This is a genomic window from Acidobacteriota bacterium (genome assembly GCA_016208495.1).
Lineage (GTDB): Bacteria > Acidobacteriota > Blastocatellia > Chloracidobacteriales > Chloracidobacteriaceae > JACQXX01.
This window is the reverse complement of the sequence record JACQXX010000070.1, coordinates 12,534-29,855: the sequence shown is the minus strand read 5'-3', so window position 1 is coordinate 29,855 and position 17,322 is coordinate 12,534. Positions and strand designations below refer to the sequence as shown.

Here is a 17,322-nt window from a genome sequence, read left to right as displayed (position 1 = left end):
ATGGATATGTCGGTTTCTCAGAATGACATTCTGATTTCTGTTTCAGCGCGCACAGACGTAGGCCGGCGCCGAAGCGGGAATGAAGACAGCTTTCTGGTGGCTGATGTGTCCACTGGTCAGACCGGGTTGTGTCCGGAAGTCCTCACTCACCGCCTTGGCCATCGAGGCAGCCTGTTTGTGGTCAGTGATGGCATGGGCGGGGCCGCCGCCGGTGAAGTTGCCAGTGCAATGGCGGTGCAAATCCTGCTCGAAGAAATGGCCCGGGAAACCAATCCCGGGGTCCCAATCGCTGAAGCCTTGCGTCGGGCGTCGGAAATTGCCAATCAGCGCATTTGGGAGAAATCCCAGTCCGATATGAGTGTTCGCGGCCTGGGAGCAACGCTCACGGCTTCGTTTGTTCATCAAGGCCACCTCTATGTTTCACAAGTTGGTGATTCACGGGCCTACATCGTCCGGGGCCGGCAAATTAAACAAATCACCGAAGATCAATCCTGGGCCAATGCCATCAAAAAAACTGGGGTTGATCCGCGCAATATCCCCAACAATGTTATTTTACAAGCACTTGGAACTCAGCCACATTTAAATGCCGAAGTCACCACGATTGCACTTTGTCGCGGCGATTTCCTGCTCCTGTGCAGTGATGGACTCTCAAACAAAGTCCAGGACCTGGAAATGCAAAGCATTGTGCTCAGTTCCCCAAGCCTTGAAGCGGCCTGCCGGGCTCTGATTGATCTGGCCAATGAACGGGGCGGCGAAGATAACATCACCGTTATCGTGGTACGGTTTGACGGCGAATCGCTTCCAGTCGGCAGCAATCTGACCATTACCCAGACGTTCAATGTGTTACCGCCAGTAACCGATCCTGAGAACGGCACCCCTCCCCAGAGTTCCCCAATGACGGCGCTGCTTGGGTCACTGCCCCCCCCGTCACCCAATTACTCGGCATTTCCATCACACACGCAGCCTCAACCTGGAGCCGTTGCGTCCTTGCCACCTCCCCCAACTGCCCCGCTGGCCAGTACCCGACCAGCGCCCGCGCCGGCACCTGCCATGGCGCCGCAAGTGCTCCCCCACAAGCCCCAGCCGGTACCGGGTCGGGTTCCGGTGCGATGGATCGTGGTGGGAATTGGTGGTGGACTGATTCTTTTGATTGGACTGCTGCTGATTTTTTTCGCCGGGTATTTCAAACTGACGGGCACTGAGTCAACCCCACCACCAGCTCAATCCGGTCACTTACCGGATCCACCTGCTCCGGCCCCGGAATCATTTCCAGATCGGACTGGTGGCACAAATGGATCAATGCCGGCTGGAGACCCTGGGCGAACCCCGGAACCAAATGACCCGGCGCGGATGCTCAACGAAGTCCGGGAAACAATTTTCAAACTCAAGCAACACCTTTCCGCACCTGATCAACTTTCCATTTCCCAAACCGAACTCCATAACCATCTGAGCCGGTTGGAACGGGGAGAACAAAAGCTCAAACACTTGATCGAAAACCAAACCATCACTCACGAAGTCAAACAACAAACCATCCAGGAAATTCATACGGATTTGGAAAATGCCAAAAAGGCAGTCACCAAAGCTCCAAAAGGGGAAGAGGGTCTTCCAGATCGAAAAGGGACGTTCCCGACCAAACCGTCGTAACCCCGGCTTGCGATTTACTCCTGGACAATTCCCGGTTGCTCCCAGGTAACTCTATTTTTTACTCCAAGGTAGTACCTGTCATGAATTCACGATTCCTTCGATTTTTGTCCTTTGCATTATTGTTTGTTCTGGTCAATGGCCTGGCCTCAGCCTTTTCGGCCCCACGCCAGTCTCCCGGACAACCCGCCATGTCAGAGGCATTTAAAAACCTGCTTGGTACTGATGATGGGACCGAGCTGACCATTCTGTACGGTGGGGATACCCGCGGGAATATTGATACCTGTGGTTGACGGGCCCATCCCATGGGGGGTCTGGCGCGGCGCGTCAGTTACACACAGGCTTTTCGAAAATTGTTCCCGACCACTCCCGTTCTGGAGTTGAACGTGGGCTATTACCTCAACGATGCTGGGGCGAATTACACGCCGCCGCTCAAAGACATTGCGGCTCAAAACCACTATGCCCTGCAGGGATATAGCCAGTTTCCGTTTGATGCCGCCAATATTTCATTCCATGATTTGCCGTACCTGAGCCAGTGGTTGACCAAAGAACAAGAAAAAACGGCACTGATTGAATTCCCTGGCCTCAAAACCATGATCTCGGCCAATCTGACACCGGAAGTGAGCGCCCAAAGCCATCTTCCCGTGGTGCCGTATGTGATTCGAGAGGTCAAGAGCCCACGGTTGCCAAAGGGAAAAATCAAAGTCGGGATTGTTGGGTTGAGTGAGCCAGCGCCAGCCGCCCATCTCGGGTACGTCTGGCGTGATCCGGAAAAAGCCGCCCGGGAGGTCCTTCCCGAGTTGCGCAAAAAAGTCAATTTGTTGATCGTGCTGGCTTATATGCCGGTGGATAAAGCCAAATTGCTGGCCACCTCCTGCCAGGAGGCAGATGTGGTCATTTCCGGGTTTAACCAACCCTATGTCTCGCCAATTGAACCGATTGGCAATGTTTCATTCATTACCAGTTTCAGTGAGACCAAACAGCTTGGGGAGTTACGCGTCAAGTTTGACAAAGCCGGGAAACCAACGTTTCTCAACCGGTATGTCCCGCTTGATTCATTTATTCCTGACGATGCACAGGCTGCCTCGGTGGTCGCTGAAGCGAAAGCCGCGATTGAAAAAGCCCGACAGGAAATGGTGGAAGAGCAAATCAAACGAGCCAGACAACAACAACCAGCATCTGGTGGAAAATAGTCAGGACGAGTGAACGGCCAAAACCACCAGAGATCGCTTTTTTCAGAAATCATGATCTCAACCATCTGGTAACAGACTGTTATGGAAAGTATGTCACGATTGCTGCCTCTGATGATTAAGGCAGCAGGGCAAAATGAAGAAATTCTGGAGAGTGCCTGCTTTGCGGCCTGGGACCTGGCAGTTGGACAGGCGACGTCTCGAATCAGCGCTCCCGTCAGCCTCTCAGGCAAGCTTTTAACCGTGGCCACACTTGATCAGCGATGGAAAAAACAACTTGACACCCTCACCGACCAAGTTTTATTCCGGTTAAACTCTACCCTGGGTCAGCCACTCGTGGCCCGCATTCAGATCGTCGTGGATTCAGCCTGGGTGGAAGAAAAGCGACGGTCACTCCCGACGCTCCTTCCACTGCAGCCACTTCCACCACCTGACCCTGATTTACTGGATGTAGCCAACACCATCGAAGATCCCAAACTGAGGGATCAATACTTACGAACCGCGACCCGGTATCTCAATCATCCGTCTCGCGATTCAAAACGCTAACTTTTGTTTCTTCAACACTTTGTCATGGGAGGCAACAATGGGAATCTCACTTTCCAAAGGTGGCAATGTTTCCCTCGAAAAAAGCGAACCAGGGCTGAAAAAGGTTCTGGTGGGGCTCGGTTGGGATGCACGCGGCACTGACGGCGCGGATTTTGACCTTGATGCCAGTGTCTTTATGCTGGCCGCAACGGGGAAAGTTCGCAGTGATTATGATTTTGTGTTTTACAACAACCTGACATCGCCGGATGGTTCAGTTGTCCATAGCGGCGACAACCGCACCGGGGCGGGTGAAGGCGATGACGAAGCAGTTCGCATTGATTTAACCCGGGTTCCGGGTGATGTTCACAAAATGGTGTTCTGTGTGACGATTCACGATGCTGAAGCCAGACGGCAGAATTTTGGCATGATTGGTTCAGCCTTCATTCGAATTGTGAATGACGAAAACACCCGTGAAATTGTCCGCTATGACCTTTCGGAAGACGCCAGTATTGAAACAGCCATGATTTTTGGCGAAATTTACCGCCACAACAATGAATGGAAGTTCCGGGCTGTTGGCCAGGGGTACAAGGGCGGCCTGGCGGCGATGGCTCGTCAATTTGGCGTGGATGTTGGGTGAGAAAGATGCGAGTAGTGATATGGAGAGCGAGTAGCGATATGCTTGATACCCCATGAGCACCAGGATAAGAAAACCCGTGTCCTTTCCGTTGGCATTGAATGATGCTGTTGTCGGGCTTGGGTCTCGTCCTGGCCGTGACCGTGGGCTTCGCACCACGGCTATGACACGACGACCCGGCGGGCCTCAAATCCTTAGCCTGGCGCTTATGGCTTGATACCCAGGCTGGCTTTCCACCCTCATTTGCTCAATCCTGCTTACTCTGACGGGTCAGACAAATCACAACTCAAAGCAAAAGCCGTGGTTTCTCAAAACCACGGCTTTTGCTTTGAATCAAGAACCAGCCATTGAGTTTATGATTGGCTCAATTTTTCCTGCAACGTCTTTTTATGCAGGCTCCACAGCTCCCAAATGGCTTCACCGTATTCACTATCTAAAACAAAGTCTTTAAAGGCTTTCAGTTCCAATGCTTCCAGAACTGAAACTCTCGCCAGTCGTACCTGATTGGCTTTTACAATGATGGCGCCACAATCCTCAACAAATTCACCCTGGTATTCGACCATTCCGTTTATTTCAATTTTCGCAGGTTTCAGAATTCGTTTAATAATCCATTCGAGCCACTCGATATAGCCGTAGAATTTCTCTCCCCCATCCCAGGCCAACCCCTTTAAATCCTTCGTCAAATTCCACTTACAATACCCCTGGGGACGATCATCGTCAAAATCACGTCCGTCCATTCCCTCAAGCTCTCTCAGTTTTTCAATGATTTTAGGTGTGAGTGATTTATTGAAGTAGAACACCCCAGAAAATGTGGTTGTGTATCCCATACTCTGACCTCGGTAAGTGTATGAAATCAAACTATTTAATAATGAAGACAATGATTGAGCCTGACTCAATGCCTGTCATCCAACTCGCTACTCACTCTTCATTTTGCTACTCGCTTTTCACTTAAAACAGCTTCCACCACTTCTTATCATTGCTTTTCGACGATTCAGATTCCGGGGTGGCAGGTGAAGTCACTTCCGGTTCTGGAGCTGAAGCAGGACCTGGATACTGCGATTCAGAACTGGCCATTGACCTTCGATGCGACGCCGGGCGTTGCCACCCATATTTCTGAATGATTGCTTTCACCTGAGCCTGAAACTCAGCGCCTTTTTCGGGATTGACCATGGCCACGTAATTGGCAAACCCCTGAATCGAAGCAATCACATCCTTCGAATTTCCCCACCGCTTCCCTTCTGGACCATCTTTTTCAATCTGAAACAACACGGCCCGAAAGCGCTTTAATTCCTCACGCGAGACATTGAGCTTTTCGTTGACCACAACGCCAGTGACTTCCTGCTGACGTGAATGGCGCAGAATGCGGGTTTTTTCTGTGTTGATGGCCAGACCTTCGTGGGCGGTAATGGACTCCACCCCGCGCAGTACATTGCAAATATTCTGTTTTGCGTTGCCCGAAGCTGAAAACGTCAAATCATCAGCATACCGGCTGTACACAAATCCCCGATTCTCAGCCAGTTTGGTCAACCTTCGGTCGAGCCGACGGCACAAAATATTGGTCAACGCCGGGCTGGTTGGTGCTCCTTGCGGAAGGTGACGGGTTGAAAGCGCGACAAAATAGGTTTTTCCGTCTAGTTCGACTTCCTCAACATCCGGCTCAGTGCAAATCAGGCCAAAAATGGTTGCGGCTTGTTCAGAATACCCAAGCGACCGAAACAACCCTTTCACCCGTGGATAGGCAATCGAAGGGAAAAAATCTTTTAAATCAATATTTATAATGACTTCGGCTTTGAGGTGTGGCCGGGCATTGCTCACAATCGAACGTCCAGTCCGAAAGCCATGGGCAGCTTCGTGAAGGGTCACCTTTTCCAAAATCGTGTGTAAAATCCACTCCTGGGCAGCCTTCAAGTGTGGTTTGGGCGCTGAAATCAATCGTTCGCCACCGGTTTTTTTGGGAATTTTGAATCGGACATAATGCGAAACGGTCGAGGTTTTTCGATCAAAGGCCAGAAACCGCAAGTCACTCAGCGAAATCCCCATTGCCGCCGCAATGTCTTCAGCCGTGGAAAATGCTGACAGCCCGTTTTGGTTTAACCGAGCTTCGTCACATTCCGTGTAGTTCAACCCACCGGAAACTTTCTCTCCAAGAAAAACAATTTCGTGTTGTTTTTTCTCACGCCACTTTTGGGCCCGTTCCTGGCGTTCGCGTTCGTGCCGGGCTTTCGTTTCCTGTTGCTTTTGACGCGATTCAGCCAGCCGGCGCTTACGCATTTCCTGAATCAACGCCTGTTCATTGTACAACCGGGCATTCTCTGTCCGGAGCTTGGTCAACTCCCGTGACAGTTCTCCGCGGCGACGGATTTCATCGGCTGGATCCGAAGGCGTCTGACCTTCACGCGGCCAAAACCCAAGCCGGATCATTTCCTCAAGGATAAACTCCTCGCGCGAAGTCCGCCGAATGCGTTCATAGAGTTCCTGACGAGTGCGTGGCTGGTCCATAATGAGTAGGCGAAGTCAGTAGTCAGTGGTCAGTAGTCAGTAGTACTTTTTTTTCAACTATTTAGAATTTTTCATTCTGGGTTTTGATGACCAGATTTGAGCCAGATCCAGCGTGAATCCCTTGAGCACCGGCTCACCAGAAAGCTCTGCAGGATTCTCAAGGGTTTGAACTGGCTGATCTGGTTGATACACATAAACTCGCATATTTTTCGGATCAATCAACCAGCCCAACTTGGCGCCGTTTTCGATGTATTCTTCCATTTTTTGCTGGAGACGACTGAGATTGTCGGTTGGGGACCGAAGTTCAAGAACAAAGTCTGGGCAAACGGGAACAAAGTGCTCCTGCTCTGCTTCAGTCAATTCCTCCCATCGTTCATTTGCCACCCAGGCAATATCTGGTGACCGCTCGGCCCCATTTGGGAGAATAAATCCACAATTTGAACCAAAACAAAATCCCAATGGGAACTCTTGTTCCCAAGAGCCAAACTGATAGGCAACCAATAAATTTTGGTGTCCTGTAATTCCTCCAGACAATGGGCTGACTTCGATCTCATTTCCCGCCGTGCGTTCAATTTGCCAGTCATCATTTTGCTGACAAAAGTCAAAGAACTGCCCCTCAGTCATCTGGATGACTGGGTCAAATCTCAGCACGACAGGCCACAACTCAGGTTTTGGGAGTACAGCCGCCATAAAAATCTTCCTGAAAAAAGCGGTGGTTTGAAAATAATACCAGTTTGTAGTTGGTAGCCCGTAGTCAGTAGTTCACTAACTCTAGTTTTTCGAGTTACTTAACTGCTACGAGTATCTCATCCCAGAATGGTATAGCCTTCGAAAACCTCTCAGGACTGGGTCTGCTCAACTCAAGCCCGAGCGCCCCGGATGCGGAACCTTTGCTTGGGGCAAGCCAAACCGTTAGTTCCGCATCCGGGGCTCTCGGGCAATGTGAAGAGCGAACCAGTGATGCTGGTTAAAACTCCACGCACGGACGGCGATCCACCGCCCAGATTGCAAGGCCCCTCTATTTTCAAACCACTGATGATGAGTTATGAAGAATGAATTATGAGAAAGCTATCTCATTGATATCAAACAGTTAACTGTCTCATACTTCATAATTCATAATTCGAGAAAAATTCCAGTTTCCTTCGAAAACCTCTCAGGACTGGGCTTGCTCAACTCAAGCACCCATGTGCTAATAGCCCACATTTGATGTGGGACATCCAAACCGGGATTGGGCTATTAGCACATTAGGGTGCAAAGTGAAGAGCAGACCAGTGATGCTGGTTCAAACTGCGCGCAAGGACGGCGATCCACCGTCCGGGTTGCAAGGAAAATCTGGTTGGTTCTTGGTGCTTGGTTCCTGGTTCTTCTTCGAAAGTATTGATTTCTAACCACTAACCACTAACCACTATTTGGTTCTTGGCCACTGGTTCTTTCAGCCCCAAGCCCCAAGCCCTCTATTAAGCACTTGCCCGCACCGATTCTGTTTGACGCCGGTATTGCAACCGGGTCGCCAGCAGATGTTCGCACGGACCCTTGTACAATTTGTTGTGTTGATGCCAGTTACAGGCACAGGAAGCATTGATCATGCGTTCGTCCTGATCAATGGTAACCGAGGTGTGGTACATGTGGCTATTCTCGCGAATGTTGCCCTGCAGGACCAGATTCCCCTGTCCATCCTGGCTGGCAGTCACCAGCACCACGTTTTTGACAAGCAACTGCGTGGCGCTTTCTTCACGCGGGTTAGCAAACCGCAATTTGTCCATCGGAAGCGGTTCACGACTGAGTTCACGTGCCCGATACACGCCTTTATTGAGATCGTAAATGGCTCGACCCGCCTGGGTAAATGCGCCAAGGGCGCCGAGAACAACCGCCCGATCCAGATTTAACCGTTCCGCAAGCTGGTCAGGATGTTCGGCCCAGTGGCGTTTGAGCGCTTCAAACACCAGCCGTTTGGTATAGTCGTCAACTTCGGCTCGGGGTGCCATCAAATCAAAGTTCCCGGCTTTGGCCCAGTCATTGATGGTCCAGCCCGATAAACCAAGCGTGAACGACATATCCCCAAGATCAGCAATATAAAAGGATGGCAATCCGGTTCCCATCAGGTGGACCGTGAAGGATTTCGCCACCGGGATCAGCCGTTCCAGAATGTGGATTCTCCGACGGCCCCAGACACGAATCACGTCCTGAGCCTTGCCCAGATATGGCGAGCGAGGGCAAAGAATTTCCGTTCCCCAGGGTTCAAGCACAATTTTGACTGGTTCACCGGGGGTCAAATGGTAGCGCAACGACCGTGGCCCCTGGCGTTCCTTGTGCCGTCGCAACACAAAACACAAATTGTGAATGTCCATCGGGTGCAGCGTAAACGAGGTGGTCGGCAATGACATGGCCGAACTGACCTGCAAAAACCCGCGCACCCAGCTCTCCGGCAAGTCAATTTTGACTTCCTTATAGGCTTCATCCTCGCCAGTCTCAGCCGTAAACCCAGTTGGATCAATCACAAAGCGGGTTGATTTGTAGCTGCGGATTTTTTGGAATTCGTCATAGAGTGCGGCTGAATAATCAATGTTGGTCGTACCGTAGGAAACTTCATCAATGTTTTTGAAGACATCATAGTTGACGCCCAGCCGACCATAGCTCGATTCATCCTGGCTAAAACACTCGAAAAACACTTCGTCAGGATGCACGGTGATGACCGGATCCAGGACAAACCAGACATCGCGTTCTTTTTGATATAGATAATCAAAGAACCGGCGTTGCGCCTGCCAGTACGGGCCCCAGCGGCTGGTACTGCGCTGGTTCAGTTCATTCATCTCTGTCTGCAGAACTTTTATCTTTTCGGCCACCTCTTTGCGCATTGAGGTAACTTGTTGCCAGTCAATCTCTTCACGTTGGGCAGCCCATTCTTTGTAGGCTGTTTTATCCTTGGGCTTAAACCGCAAATCAGAAACAACCACATCATGAAGAGCACTGATGGCTTCGCGAAAGGCGATGTTTTTCCGCAATTCAGCGACAAAAAACGTCGGCTCGCGCTTCAGGTCCGGCGCAAATGACAGCGCGGTGCGGTTTGCCTGATTATCAACACCAGAGTTTCCCCGGTAAGCATAGTCAAACTGCATAGCGCACCTCGGCGGGTTTGACTGCCATTGGCAGCGGGATGGATGGGTACTTCTGATGAAGTCGGACCATGATTTCAATCGTCGAAGCCTTGTCGCCGATTGCCATGGTTACTGATTGACGACTCATGATCTCGGCCACCAGTTGGGCGGCAGCTTCACTTTTGACGGCTTCGGCTTCTAAAAACTGGAGAATGCGGGTTTTGGCCACTCTGGCTTTGTTCACGTGTGAAAGCACGGTCACAAAATATGGGGTTAGATGCCCTAGCCGTTCGACGTTTCCAGCCGCATACCCTTCCAGATAATTGGTGGCAAACATTTGCAACGTCGCCGCAGGGTGCTCACTGAGCTTGAGCAAATACTCCTGGCCGTCGGCTTCGGTAAAGTAGCGGGTGATCATCTCGCGGCCAAATTGCTGAATATCAGGGCGGATACTATCGCACAAACTAACCAGAATCTGCGGATTAAAATCACTTTCTGAAAATTCCTCGCGCAAGGTCTTCACGCCAAACTGCCGCACATCAGGCCATTTGGAATCAAGCAGCCGGATCGCCTTGCCCATTTCTTCATGATTTCCGCGCAATCGCAGCACAATGGCCTGAAACAGTGCCTGAACCGCTTCACGAACCGAAAGCATTTCATGATTGCACAGCCGGGTGATGTCGTCGGTTGTCAGGTCCTCGGCCCAGGCAACATTGAGCTTGAGCAAATACCCGCCAACATCCTGGGCAGCCGAACCACGGGACTTGATCAGGTGCCAGACCAGTTCCTTTGAAACCTGGCGGGCCCAGATCGGGTTAAGGTCTTCTTTGAGGACCAGCACCAGATGTGAGTAGACCCCATCGTTGGGTTGTGGTTTGAGGAGCGATTCAAGCAGGAGTGTCGAAAATCCAAGAATAAAGTCAGGATGGGCCTCGGTGGCGCCAAGGCGGCGAATGAGAGGCCGAATGGCCTGACGCAAATCTGGCAGCGCATGAACACAAATTGCCCGCAACACACCTTTGCGGTTGACGAGCACTTCATCTGGTAACTCACCCAGCAACCGGATCCCAATCGCCCGAATGGTTTCAAAATTTGATTGAATCAGCGCATGAATCAGGCTTTCCGGCAGGTTGTGGGCTTTGGTCTCGTGGTTGAGCAGAATGTTTCCGCCAAGTTCCTGAACTTCAACCATCGGGTGCGTCACCAGATCGGCCACGACATTGAGTCCAATCGTCCGCAACTGCGCACTAAACACGGTAAAGACCGTTTCGGCAATATCTTTGGCCTGCTCGGCCTGTTGGGGTTCAAGTACCAGTAAATGAGCAATCAGTTTGACAATGCAGGCTCGGGCGGCGTCTTCGGTAAAGGAAACTGAGCGGAGCAGTGTCCGGGCAAAGACGCGGGTGTCAGCATAAAAACTGGAGGCCAGTCCAGCCAGGAAACTGCTGTCCTTCACAAACTGGTCACGACTGGTGGTGACCCACTGGTAAGCCTGCTGACGGGCAGCACCATACGCACAACTGGCCACAGCCAGAACCAGTTCAAAATCAGGCACTTCCGGCTTGTATCGGACCTTCGCCAGTTCAAACCCAAACTGGGCCGTCACTTCATATGGCCGATTCAACATCATCACCACCGCATCAACCGGAAGCTGATTGCAAAACTCAGCACAGGCTCGGAGCGCCCGCACTGCAAACTGGTGAACTGGTAGACAGTTACTTTCCGATAACAGATGGAGCAAACCAACCGGCATTGCCTCCCAGAGTTTGGGAAAAGCTTCTTCGCGAACCGTCGGGACAGGCTGACCAGGGCGAGCATTGGGTTTGCAGCGCCAGACCATATTTTCCTTCTGTCGAAAATATCGAGGGCTGTGTTGGTACAAAATGGCATTGAAGGCAAAATATGGGGCAAACGTGTCCCAATGATTGGTCACCGCAACATAGTCCACCGAGCGCCGTCCACGTTGATTGGTGGTTGGTCGCGCCACATACCGGGTTGATGTTCGCGTGGGGTGAGCATCCGCATCTGAATACGGCAACAAGACGCCAACCGCCATTTTCACAAAATCATGGTCGCCAAGTTCACCCAGCCGGCGAAGCGTACGCCAGACTCGCATCCGCAAGAAATTGCGGGTGTTCTGGCTGTAGGCCAGCTTTGACGAGGCTGATTTCAGTGTCTTCTTGACGTCTTCCTTCGAATGGGTCCGGCTCGAATCATCAATGTAGTAGCTACTGTAACTCCCCAGTTTCCGAAACATCGGTTTTTCTTTTTCAAACCGATAGGCGAGGAGGCCAAAGACTTCGGCATCACGCCGATATTCAGCCGCTTTGAAAATGTGCCGAAATGCCCGAAAGTAATTTGGCCGAAGCGGCGCGCCTTTTAATATTCCAAGCAATGCCGGGCGAACTGTCTGATTGTCAATCAGATAGATTGTGTCGAGTACGCCGTAGTGCGACGGTCCACCGCTGTCGAGATAGCCACGCAACGCTGAGGTAAACTCTTCCGGCTTCCCGGCACGGGCAGTTTCTTTGAGCGGCGACGGCAGCCGGTCAATCATATCCGATTGAAATTCAGCACGGGTTTCCGGGTCAGAGAGTTTGAGCAGGGCTTCGCAGGCAATCCGGCGGACAAACTCCTGGGTGCCAGCGTCACCATACATTCGGCCCAGAGTTGAAACTGTTTTTTCATCCCCACACCACCCAAGCGCCCAGGCAATGCAATAATCCCGAAGTGTATCACCCGTCCCAATCAATCGAATCAGGAGCGGGGCCGCTTCACGGAGTTTGAGTTCCCCGGCGCGCCAGATGACACGTTCCAGCGGCCAGCCCTTTTTCTCTGGTTGCCGCCCGCTCAAGACAGTTCGAACGGCCCCCAGAACTCCGGTAGTGACCGGTTTGCGCTGGGCCAGTTCAGGATGAGCCAGTAAATGGAGAATTTGTTGATTTCGAGCTTCCTGATTGGGCGGACCGAGAGGTGTGGCGGGTTTGGCGGCAGGTTCCGTGGGAGCAGGTTCGGGAGACGCACCTTCACGATACCCTTTTTTGGTTTTTGATTTGACCAGCTCAGCAAATATCCGTTCGCCATCAGCCTGTGAGACCGGCGAAACGGTTTGAGTTCCTTCTTTGAGGGTCGTTCCGCGTCGCCCGTACCGATAGTTCACCACATACCGATTCTGGCTGACCTCACACAGGTCAACTTCATAGACCTTGTCGGATGAGCCTTCGCGAAATGAAAGAAGGGTTTGTTTGATGAGCTTCATATCGGGGTTCAGGGATTAGGGGTCAGGGTTTGAGTTGGGTGTTTGTAAATATCCAACTGAAAATCCCAAGGCATTTTTAACCACGAAAAACACGAAAAACACAAAAAATCAAATACTTACCAAAATCAATCTCATGAAACTTATGATAATTCAATCAAATGAACTTAATGAACCACTGACTATTGACTACTGACTACTGACTACTGACTGGTATCATTTGTGAGTTTGCTCGGAAGGGAAAAAGGTTGATAAACTCCTTTTACCCCTGAATTCACCAATCCTCCACCCTTCCTTCGAGCAATCGCCAACCTTTAACCCGTAAGGTTGGGCCAATGGCAATAAATTACTCCGTAATTTTATTTTGTCAACCTTTTTATTTTGGGAAAGTGGAAAAGAAAGAGAGCACCGGTATGGCAAATGATATAAGCCAGTCAGACCAGAAGCGCAACCAGAAATTTGTCTGGTTGATGGTGTTTGGCTTCTTTACCCTCAATGGGCTGTTGTTGTTTTCCTACCGTTATCTGGATGATTTGACACGGTTTAAGTCCGGTACATTTCTAACTCGACTGATTGAAGAAATGACTGGTGCTTATACAGCCATGCTGCTGGTGCCGCTGGTGTTTTGGTCAGCCCGCCGGTTTCGACTCTATCGCCCGCATCTGCTCAAATCACTGGCGGCCCACCTCGGTACGGTGGTGCTTCAATCGTTTCTGCATACATCGTTGATGGCAGTGACCCGGCAGGCCATTTTTTCCCTGTGTGGACTCGGGGTCTATGACTATGGGTATATGCCGTTGCGCTACCCGATGGAATTTCCCAACCAGTTGCTCTGGTATTCAGCCGTGGTTGGGTTTATCCACCTCTTTGATCGCTATCAGGAATTGCGTGACCAGGAACTGCGAGCCTCGCGACTTGAATCACAACTCGCTCAATCCCGACTTCAGGCACTGCAACTGCAACTTCAACCCCATTTTCTATTTAACACCCTCAACACCATCTCGGCAGTGCTGTATGAAGACGTTGAAAAAGCTGACCGGATGATTGCCCGGCTGAGTGATTTTCTCCGAGCCACGCTCAAAACCGCCAGCACCCAGCAAATTCCGCTCGGAGACGAAATTGAGTTCCTGAACCTTTACCTTGAAATTATGCAGGCCCGGTTTGAAGAACAGCTCGCCGTCAGGCTGGAAATCGAAGCCGAAGCCCGACCAGCACTCGTTCCCCGGCTGGTCCTGCAGCCACTGGTTGAAAATGCGCTCAAACACGGCGTTGACCAGACAACAGGCAAGATTCGGATTGATGTTTCGGCCAAAATCAACGGGTTGCATCTCGAACTTGAAGTCAGCGACCAGGGGCCAGGTTTGAATGGAAATGGATCCCCGTCAGAATCAACCAAAGTTGGGCTGGCAAATCTGCGCGAACGCCTGCAAGTGATGTATCCCGAACATCATACACTGGCGGTTCACAATGGCGTCCACGCCGGGCTGACCGTTCATCTGACTCTGCCGTTTCAAACTTCGCTCCAGGAGAAAGTACCGGCATGACGCTGATTCGAACGCTGATTGTGGATGACGAAGGTCCAGCCCGTCGCAAAATCCGTCGGCTGCTCGAAACCGACCCGGAAATTGAAGTGGTCGGCGAAGCGTCCACCGGTTCGGAAGCGCTGGCACAGATTCGAAGTCTCAAGCCGGGGCTGGTCTTTTTGGATATTCAAATGCCAGGAATGAATGGACTTGAACTGGCCAAAGCCATTGCCGGAGAACCAAACCCGGTGGTGGTGTTTATCACTGCGTTTGATCAACACGCGCTCCAGGCGTTTGAAGTCCAGGCCGTGGACTACCTGCTCAAACCCTTTGACCCAGATCGGTTCCGGCAGGCGCTTACGCGGGCCAAAGAACAGGTCAAGCTCCGCACCAACCGCGATTTGAGCCACAATCTGCAATCGCTGCTGGCGCAATTGCAGCCAGCCTCGCCCACCTTTCCAGATCGCATCCTGATTGAACTCGACGAACGGGCTTTTTTTCTGGCGGTTGAAAAAATTCATTGGGTGGAAGCCGCCAAAAACTACGTCAATCTGCATACCCAAACTGAAACCTACACCCTGCGCAGCACGCTCGAAAATTTTGCCCTCAAGCTCAACCCGCAAAAATTTGTCCAGGTCAATCGCTCAAGCATCGTCAACCTGGACTGTATCCGTGAACTCCAGCCCTGGTTTCACGGCGAATATCGCATCATCCTCACCGACGGTACCGAATTGATGTGGACCCGGCGCTACGTTGGCCGGGCAGCCGAATTGCTCAACCGAAACAGAATGAAGAATGAAGAATGAAGAATTGAGAATGAAACATCGTCATTTTGTCTGCTCCAGACCGTGGGCTTCGCACCACGGCTATTACACAACGACCCTGCGGGCCTAAAACCCTTCGCTTGAAGTGTATGCCCTGTCACCTTGTCACCTTGTCACCTTGTCACCTTGTCACCTTGTCATTTTGTCACCTTGTCACCTTGTCACCCTGTCACCTTGGCCCTTGCCTGCTGTGGGGCCAGGCCCGCACGTCCCTGATTGCAGCCCGGTGGTCCCCCGCAAGTTGTCAAACCAGCCTGGAATTATGAATTATGAATTATGAATTATGAAAAAAGCAGATTTTTCAACCTTCAGTTGAAGTCCGCCAGTTGCCTCAGAATAAATCTATCTCATTGGATAAAAGATACTTAGCTGGCATAGACCTCATAATTCATCATTCATAACTCATAATTCCAAGAGGTGCGATATGAACCGGGATTCGTGGCGTCTTTCGACTGATGTGAAGCTTTGGTTGCTTCTGGCAGGGGTTAAACTCCTGATTCATTTATTTGCCATCAAAGGCTATGGCTATTTTCGGGATGAGTTTTACTACCTGGCGTGCGGCGAACATCTCGCCTTTGGCTATGTTGATCACCCGCCGATGGTGGCCGTTGTGGCCAAACTGGCAACGACACTGTTTGGCGAGTCGCTGCTGGCAATTCGGATTTTGCCGGCATTGTGCGGCGCGACAATCACCTTTTTGACCGGCTATCTGACACGGGAATTGGGTGGGAATCGGGCGGCGCAAATTCTGGCAGCCATCGCTTCGATTGGGGCGCCGGTGTTTTTAAACATTCATAACTACCTGTCAATGAATGCCTTTGATCATCTGTTCTGGCTGCTCGGAGCACTCGTGCTTGTGGCAATTCTCAAACAGGATGAACCAAAATTGTGGGTCTGGTTTGGTCTGGTCGCGGGATTGGGGCTGGAAAATAAAGTGTCCATGCTCTTTTTGTGTTTTGGCGTGTTTGTGGGATTGTTGCTGACACCAGCCAGAAAATACTTTCTTTCCAAATGGATTTGGATTGGTGCCGGGATTGCCTTGCTTTTATTCCTTCCAAATATCATCTGGCAAATCACGCATGACTTTCCAACGCTTGAATTTATGCGCAATGCCCAGCGCTATAAAAACTATCAGATTTCCCCACCGGAGTTTTTGATTCAGGTCACTCTGGAAGCCAATCCGTTCACGCTTCCGTTGACGCTGGGGAGTTTGTTCTTTTTCTTTGTTTTGCGTGAAGGAAAGCCATTTCGGCTCCTGGGCTGGATGTTTGTGGCGATTCTGGGATTGTTTTTAGTTCAGAAGGCAAAGCCCTACTATCTGGCACCGATTCTGCCTGTCCTCTTTGCGGCTGGGGGCATTTCAATTGAAATCCTGAGTCGTCAACGGTGGGGACGGTTTCTCCCTCCGACATATGCCACGGTACTGGTGTTGGGCGGAATCATCGTTGCGCCGCTCGCCATGCCGTTGCTGCCGGAAGAAACCTTCATCAGCTACGCCAAATCACTCAAAATCACCGGCACCAAGTCTGAAAATCACAAAATGGGCAAATTGCCACAATTTTTTGCCGATATGCATGGCTGGGAAAAAATGGTCGTGACGGTGGCTGAGGTATTTCACAAACTGCCAGCCGAAGAGCAGAAAAAATGCGGAGTGTATGCCCAAAACTATGGCGAAGCCGGAGCGGTGGATTTCTTCGGCACACGCTACGGGTTACCGAAAGCCATTTGTGGGCACAACAACTATTTCTTTTGGGGACCCGGCAATCAAACCGGTGAGGTCATGATCATCATCGGCGGGGATGCCGAAGACCATGAACAATCCTTTGAAGAGGTTAAAATTGAAGGTGTGTTTGTTGATGACTATGCAATGCCCTATGAAAACAACCTGCCGATCTTTGTTTGCCGGCGCTTGAAAAAGCCGATGCACGAGGTTTGGCCAAAGACGAAACATTTTATTTAGTGGGGTTTAGAGGTCAGGGGGTCTTCGAAGGGATGAGGGATGAAGGATGAGGGATGAAAAAGATCTCCTTGTCACCTTGTCACCTTGTCACCTTGTCAGGAGTCGGGGTCAGAAAAGACGAAAGGACATAAAGGACATAAATTCGAAGACCCTGAACCCTGAACCCTGAACCCTG

At 51.1% G+C, this 17,322-nt stretch carries 15 protein-coding genes; 10 read left to right on the top strand and 5 right to left on the bottom strand.

Going from position 1 to position 17,322, the window contains the following annotated elements:
• The first annotated feature begins 6 nt into the window (after positions 1-6).
• The 6 genes from HY774_12855 (at position 7) to HY774_12830 (ending at position 4,207) form a co-directional block, all read left to right on the top strand.
• Entirely contained in the window at positions 7-1,644 is a 1,638-nt protein-coding gene (locus HY774_12855) for a serine/threonine-protein phosphatase (GenBank protein MBI4749374.1), read from the top strand.
• 80 nt (positions 1,645-1,724) lie between these two features.
• Entirely contained in the window at positions 1,725-1,934 is a 210-nt protein-coding gene (locus HY774_12850) for a hypothetical protein (GenBank protein ID MBI4749373.1), read from the top strand.
• Positions 1,935-2,027: 93 nt separating this feature from the next.
• Positions 2,028-2,834 carry a hypothetical protein gene (locus tag HY774_12845; protein MBI4749372.1) on the top strand — a complete coding sequence of 269 codons (807 nt, stop codon included), beginning with the start codon at positions 2,028-2,030 and terminating at the stop codon, positions 2,832-2,834.
• Positions 2,835-2,924: 90 nt separating this feature from the next.
• Positions 2,925-3,377, top strand: coding sequence for a DUF721 domain-containing protein (locus HY774_12840; protein MBI4749371.1), 453 nt, complete (start codon positions 2,925-2,927; stop codon positions 3,375-3,377).
• 37 nt (positions 3,378-3,414) lie between these two features.
• Positions 3,415-3,993, top strand: coding sequence for a TerD family protein (locus HY774_12835; GenBank protein MBI4749370.1), 579 nt, complete (start codon positions 3,415-3,417; stop codon positions 3,991-3,993).
• Positions 3,994-4,069: 76 nt separating this feature from the next.
• The gene (locus HY774_12830; GenBank protein ID MBI4749369.1) at positions 4,070-4,207 is read left to right on the top strand and encodes a hypothetical protein; all 138 of its coding nucleotides are present in this window, start codon (positions 4,070-4,072) and stop codon (positions 4,205-4,207) included.
• A 136-nt stretch (positions 4,208-4,343) separates the two neighbouring features.
• Here the strand turns inward: HY774_12830 and HY774_12825 are convergent, their stop codons facing one another.
• From HY774_12825 to HY774_12815, 3 genes are read right to left on the bottom strand one after another with little or no spacing between them, the layout of a single operon-like run.
• Positions 4,344-4,886, bottom strand: coding sequence for a hypothetical protein (locus HY774_12825; GenBank protein MBI4749368.1), 543 nt, complete (start codon positions 4,884-4,886; stop codon positions 4,344-4,346).
• 52 nt (positions 4,887-4,938) lie between these two features.
• Positions 4,939-6,492: an RNA-directed DNA polymerase gene (locus HY774_12820; protein MBI4749367.1), complete on the bottom strand. Its 1,554-nt coding sequence runs from the start codon at positions 6,490-6,492 to the stop codon at positions 4,939-4,941.
• Positions 6,493-6,546: 54 nt separating this feature from the next.
• A complete protein-coding gene (locus HY774_12815) occupies positions 6,547-7,179 on the bottom strand; it encodes a Uma2 family endonuclease (protein MBI4749366.1) in 633 nt (210 codons plus the stop codon).
• A gap of 189 nt (positions 7,180-7,368) precedes the next feature.
• Here HY774_12815 and HY774_12810 point away from each other — a divergent pair, with 189 nt between their 5' ends.
• Positions 7,369-7,545, top strand: a complete 177-nt coding sequence (locus HY774_12810) for a hypothetical protein (GenBank protein MBI4749365.1) — start codon at positions 7,369-7,371, stop codon at positions 7,543-7,545.
• A 401-nt stretch (positions 7,546-7,946) separates the two neighbouring features.
• On the opposite strand, the gene HY774_12805 is transcribed toward HY774_12810, so the two are convergent.
• Together HY774_12805 and HY774_12800 are read right to left on the bottom strand one after the other, a co-directional pair.
• A complete protein-coding gene (locus HY774_12805; protein MBI4749364.1) occupies positions 7,947-9,605 on the bottom strand; it encodes an SWIM zinc finger family protein in 1,659 nt (552 codons plus the stop codon).
• Positions 9,595-12,843: a WGR domain-containing protein gene (locus tag HY774_12800; protein ID MBI4749363.1), complete on the bottom strand. Its 3,249-nt coding sequence runs from the start codon at positions 12,841-12,843 to the stop codon at positions 9,595-9,597. The genes HY774_12805 and HY774_12800 overlap by 11 nt, the downstream gene beginning before the upstream one ends.
• A gap of 410 nt (positions 12,844-13,253) precedes the next feature.
• On the opposite strand from HY774_12800, the gene HY774_12795 reads away from it, so the two are divergent.
• The 3 genes from HY774_12795 to HY774_12785 all read left to right on the top strand — a co-directional run bounded on the left by HY774_12795 (position 13,254) and on the right by HY774_12785 (position 17,147).
• Entirely contained in the window at positions 13,254-14,384 is a 1,131-nt protein-coding gene (locus HY774_12795) for a histidine kinase (protein ID MBI4749362.1), read from the top strand.
• On the top strand, positions 14,381-15,169 hold the full coding sequence (locus HY774_12790; protein MBI4749361.1) for a response regulator transcription factor: 789 nt from the start codon (positions 14,381-14,383) through the stop codon (positions 15,167-15,169). The genes HY774_12795 and HY774_12790 overlap by 4 nt, the downstream gene beginning before the upstream one ends.
• A gap of 442 nt (positions 15,170-15,611) precedes the next feature.
• On the top strand, positions 15,612-17,147 hold the full coding sequence (locus HY774_12785) for a glycosyltransferase family 39 protein (protein MBI4749360.1): 1,536 nt from the start codon (positions 15,612-15,614) through the stop codon (positions 17,145-17,147).
• The last annotated feature ends 175 nt before the right edge of the window (positions 17,148-17,322 follow it).

What these genes read in the sequence shown, in the direction of transcription:
- HY774_12855 (MBI4749374.1), top strand. Translation starts at nt 7, where the DNA reads ATGTCGGTTTCTCAGAATGACATTCTGATTTCTGTTTCAGCGCGCACA.
- HY774_12850 (MBI4749373.1), top strand. Translation starts at nt 1,725, where the DNA reads ATGAATTCACGATTCCTTCGATTTTTGTCCTTTGCATTATTGTTTGTT.
- HY774_12840 (MBI4749371.1), top strand. Translation starts at nt 2,925, where the DNA reads ATGTCACGATTGCTGCCTCTGATGATTAAGGCAGCAGGGCAAAATGAA.
- HY774_12835 (MBI4749370.1), top strand. Translation starts at nt 3,415, where the DNA reads ATGGGAATCTCACTTTCCAAAGGTGGCAATGTTTCCCTCGAAAAAAGC.
- HY774_12815 (MBI4749366.1), bottom strand. Translation starts at nt 7,179, where the DNA reads ATGGCGGCTGTACTCCCAAAACCTGAGTTGTGGCCTGTCGTGCTGAGA.
- HY774_12810 (MBI4749365.1), top strand. Translation starts at nt 7,369, where the DNA reads ATGCGGAACCTTTGCTTGGGGCAAGCCAAACCGTTAGTTCCGCATCCG.
- HY774_12805 (MBI4749364.1), bottom strand. Translation starts at nt 9,605, where the DNA reads ATGCAGTTTGACTATGCTTACCGGGGAAACTCTGGTGTTGATAATCAG.
- HY774_12800 (MBI4749363.1), bottom strand. Translation starts at nt 12,843, where the DNA reads ATGAAGCTCATCAAACAAACCCTTCTTTCATTTCGCGAAGGCTCATCC.
- HY774_12795 (MBI4749362.1), top strand. Translation starts at nt 13,254, where the DNA reads ATGGCAAATGATATAAGCCAGTCAGACCAGAAGCGCAACCAGAAATTT.
- HY774_12790 (MBI4749361.1), top strand. Translation starts at nt 14,381, where the DNA reads ATGACGCTGATTCGAACGCTGATTGTGGATGACGAAGGTCCAGCCCGT.
- HY774_12785 (MBI4749360.1), top strand. Translation starts at nt 15,612, where the DNA reads ATGAACCGGGATTCGTGGCGTCTTTCGACTGATGTGAAGCTTTGGTTG.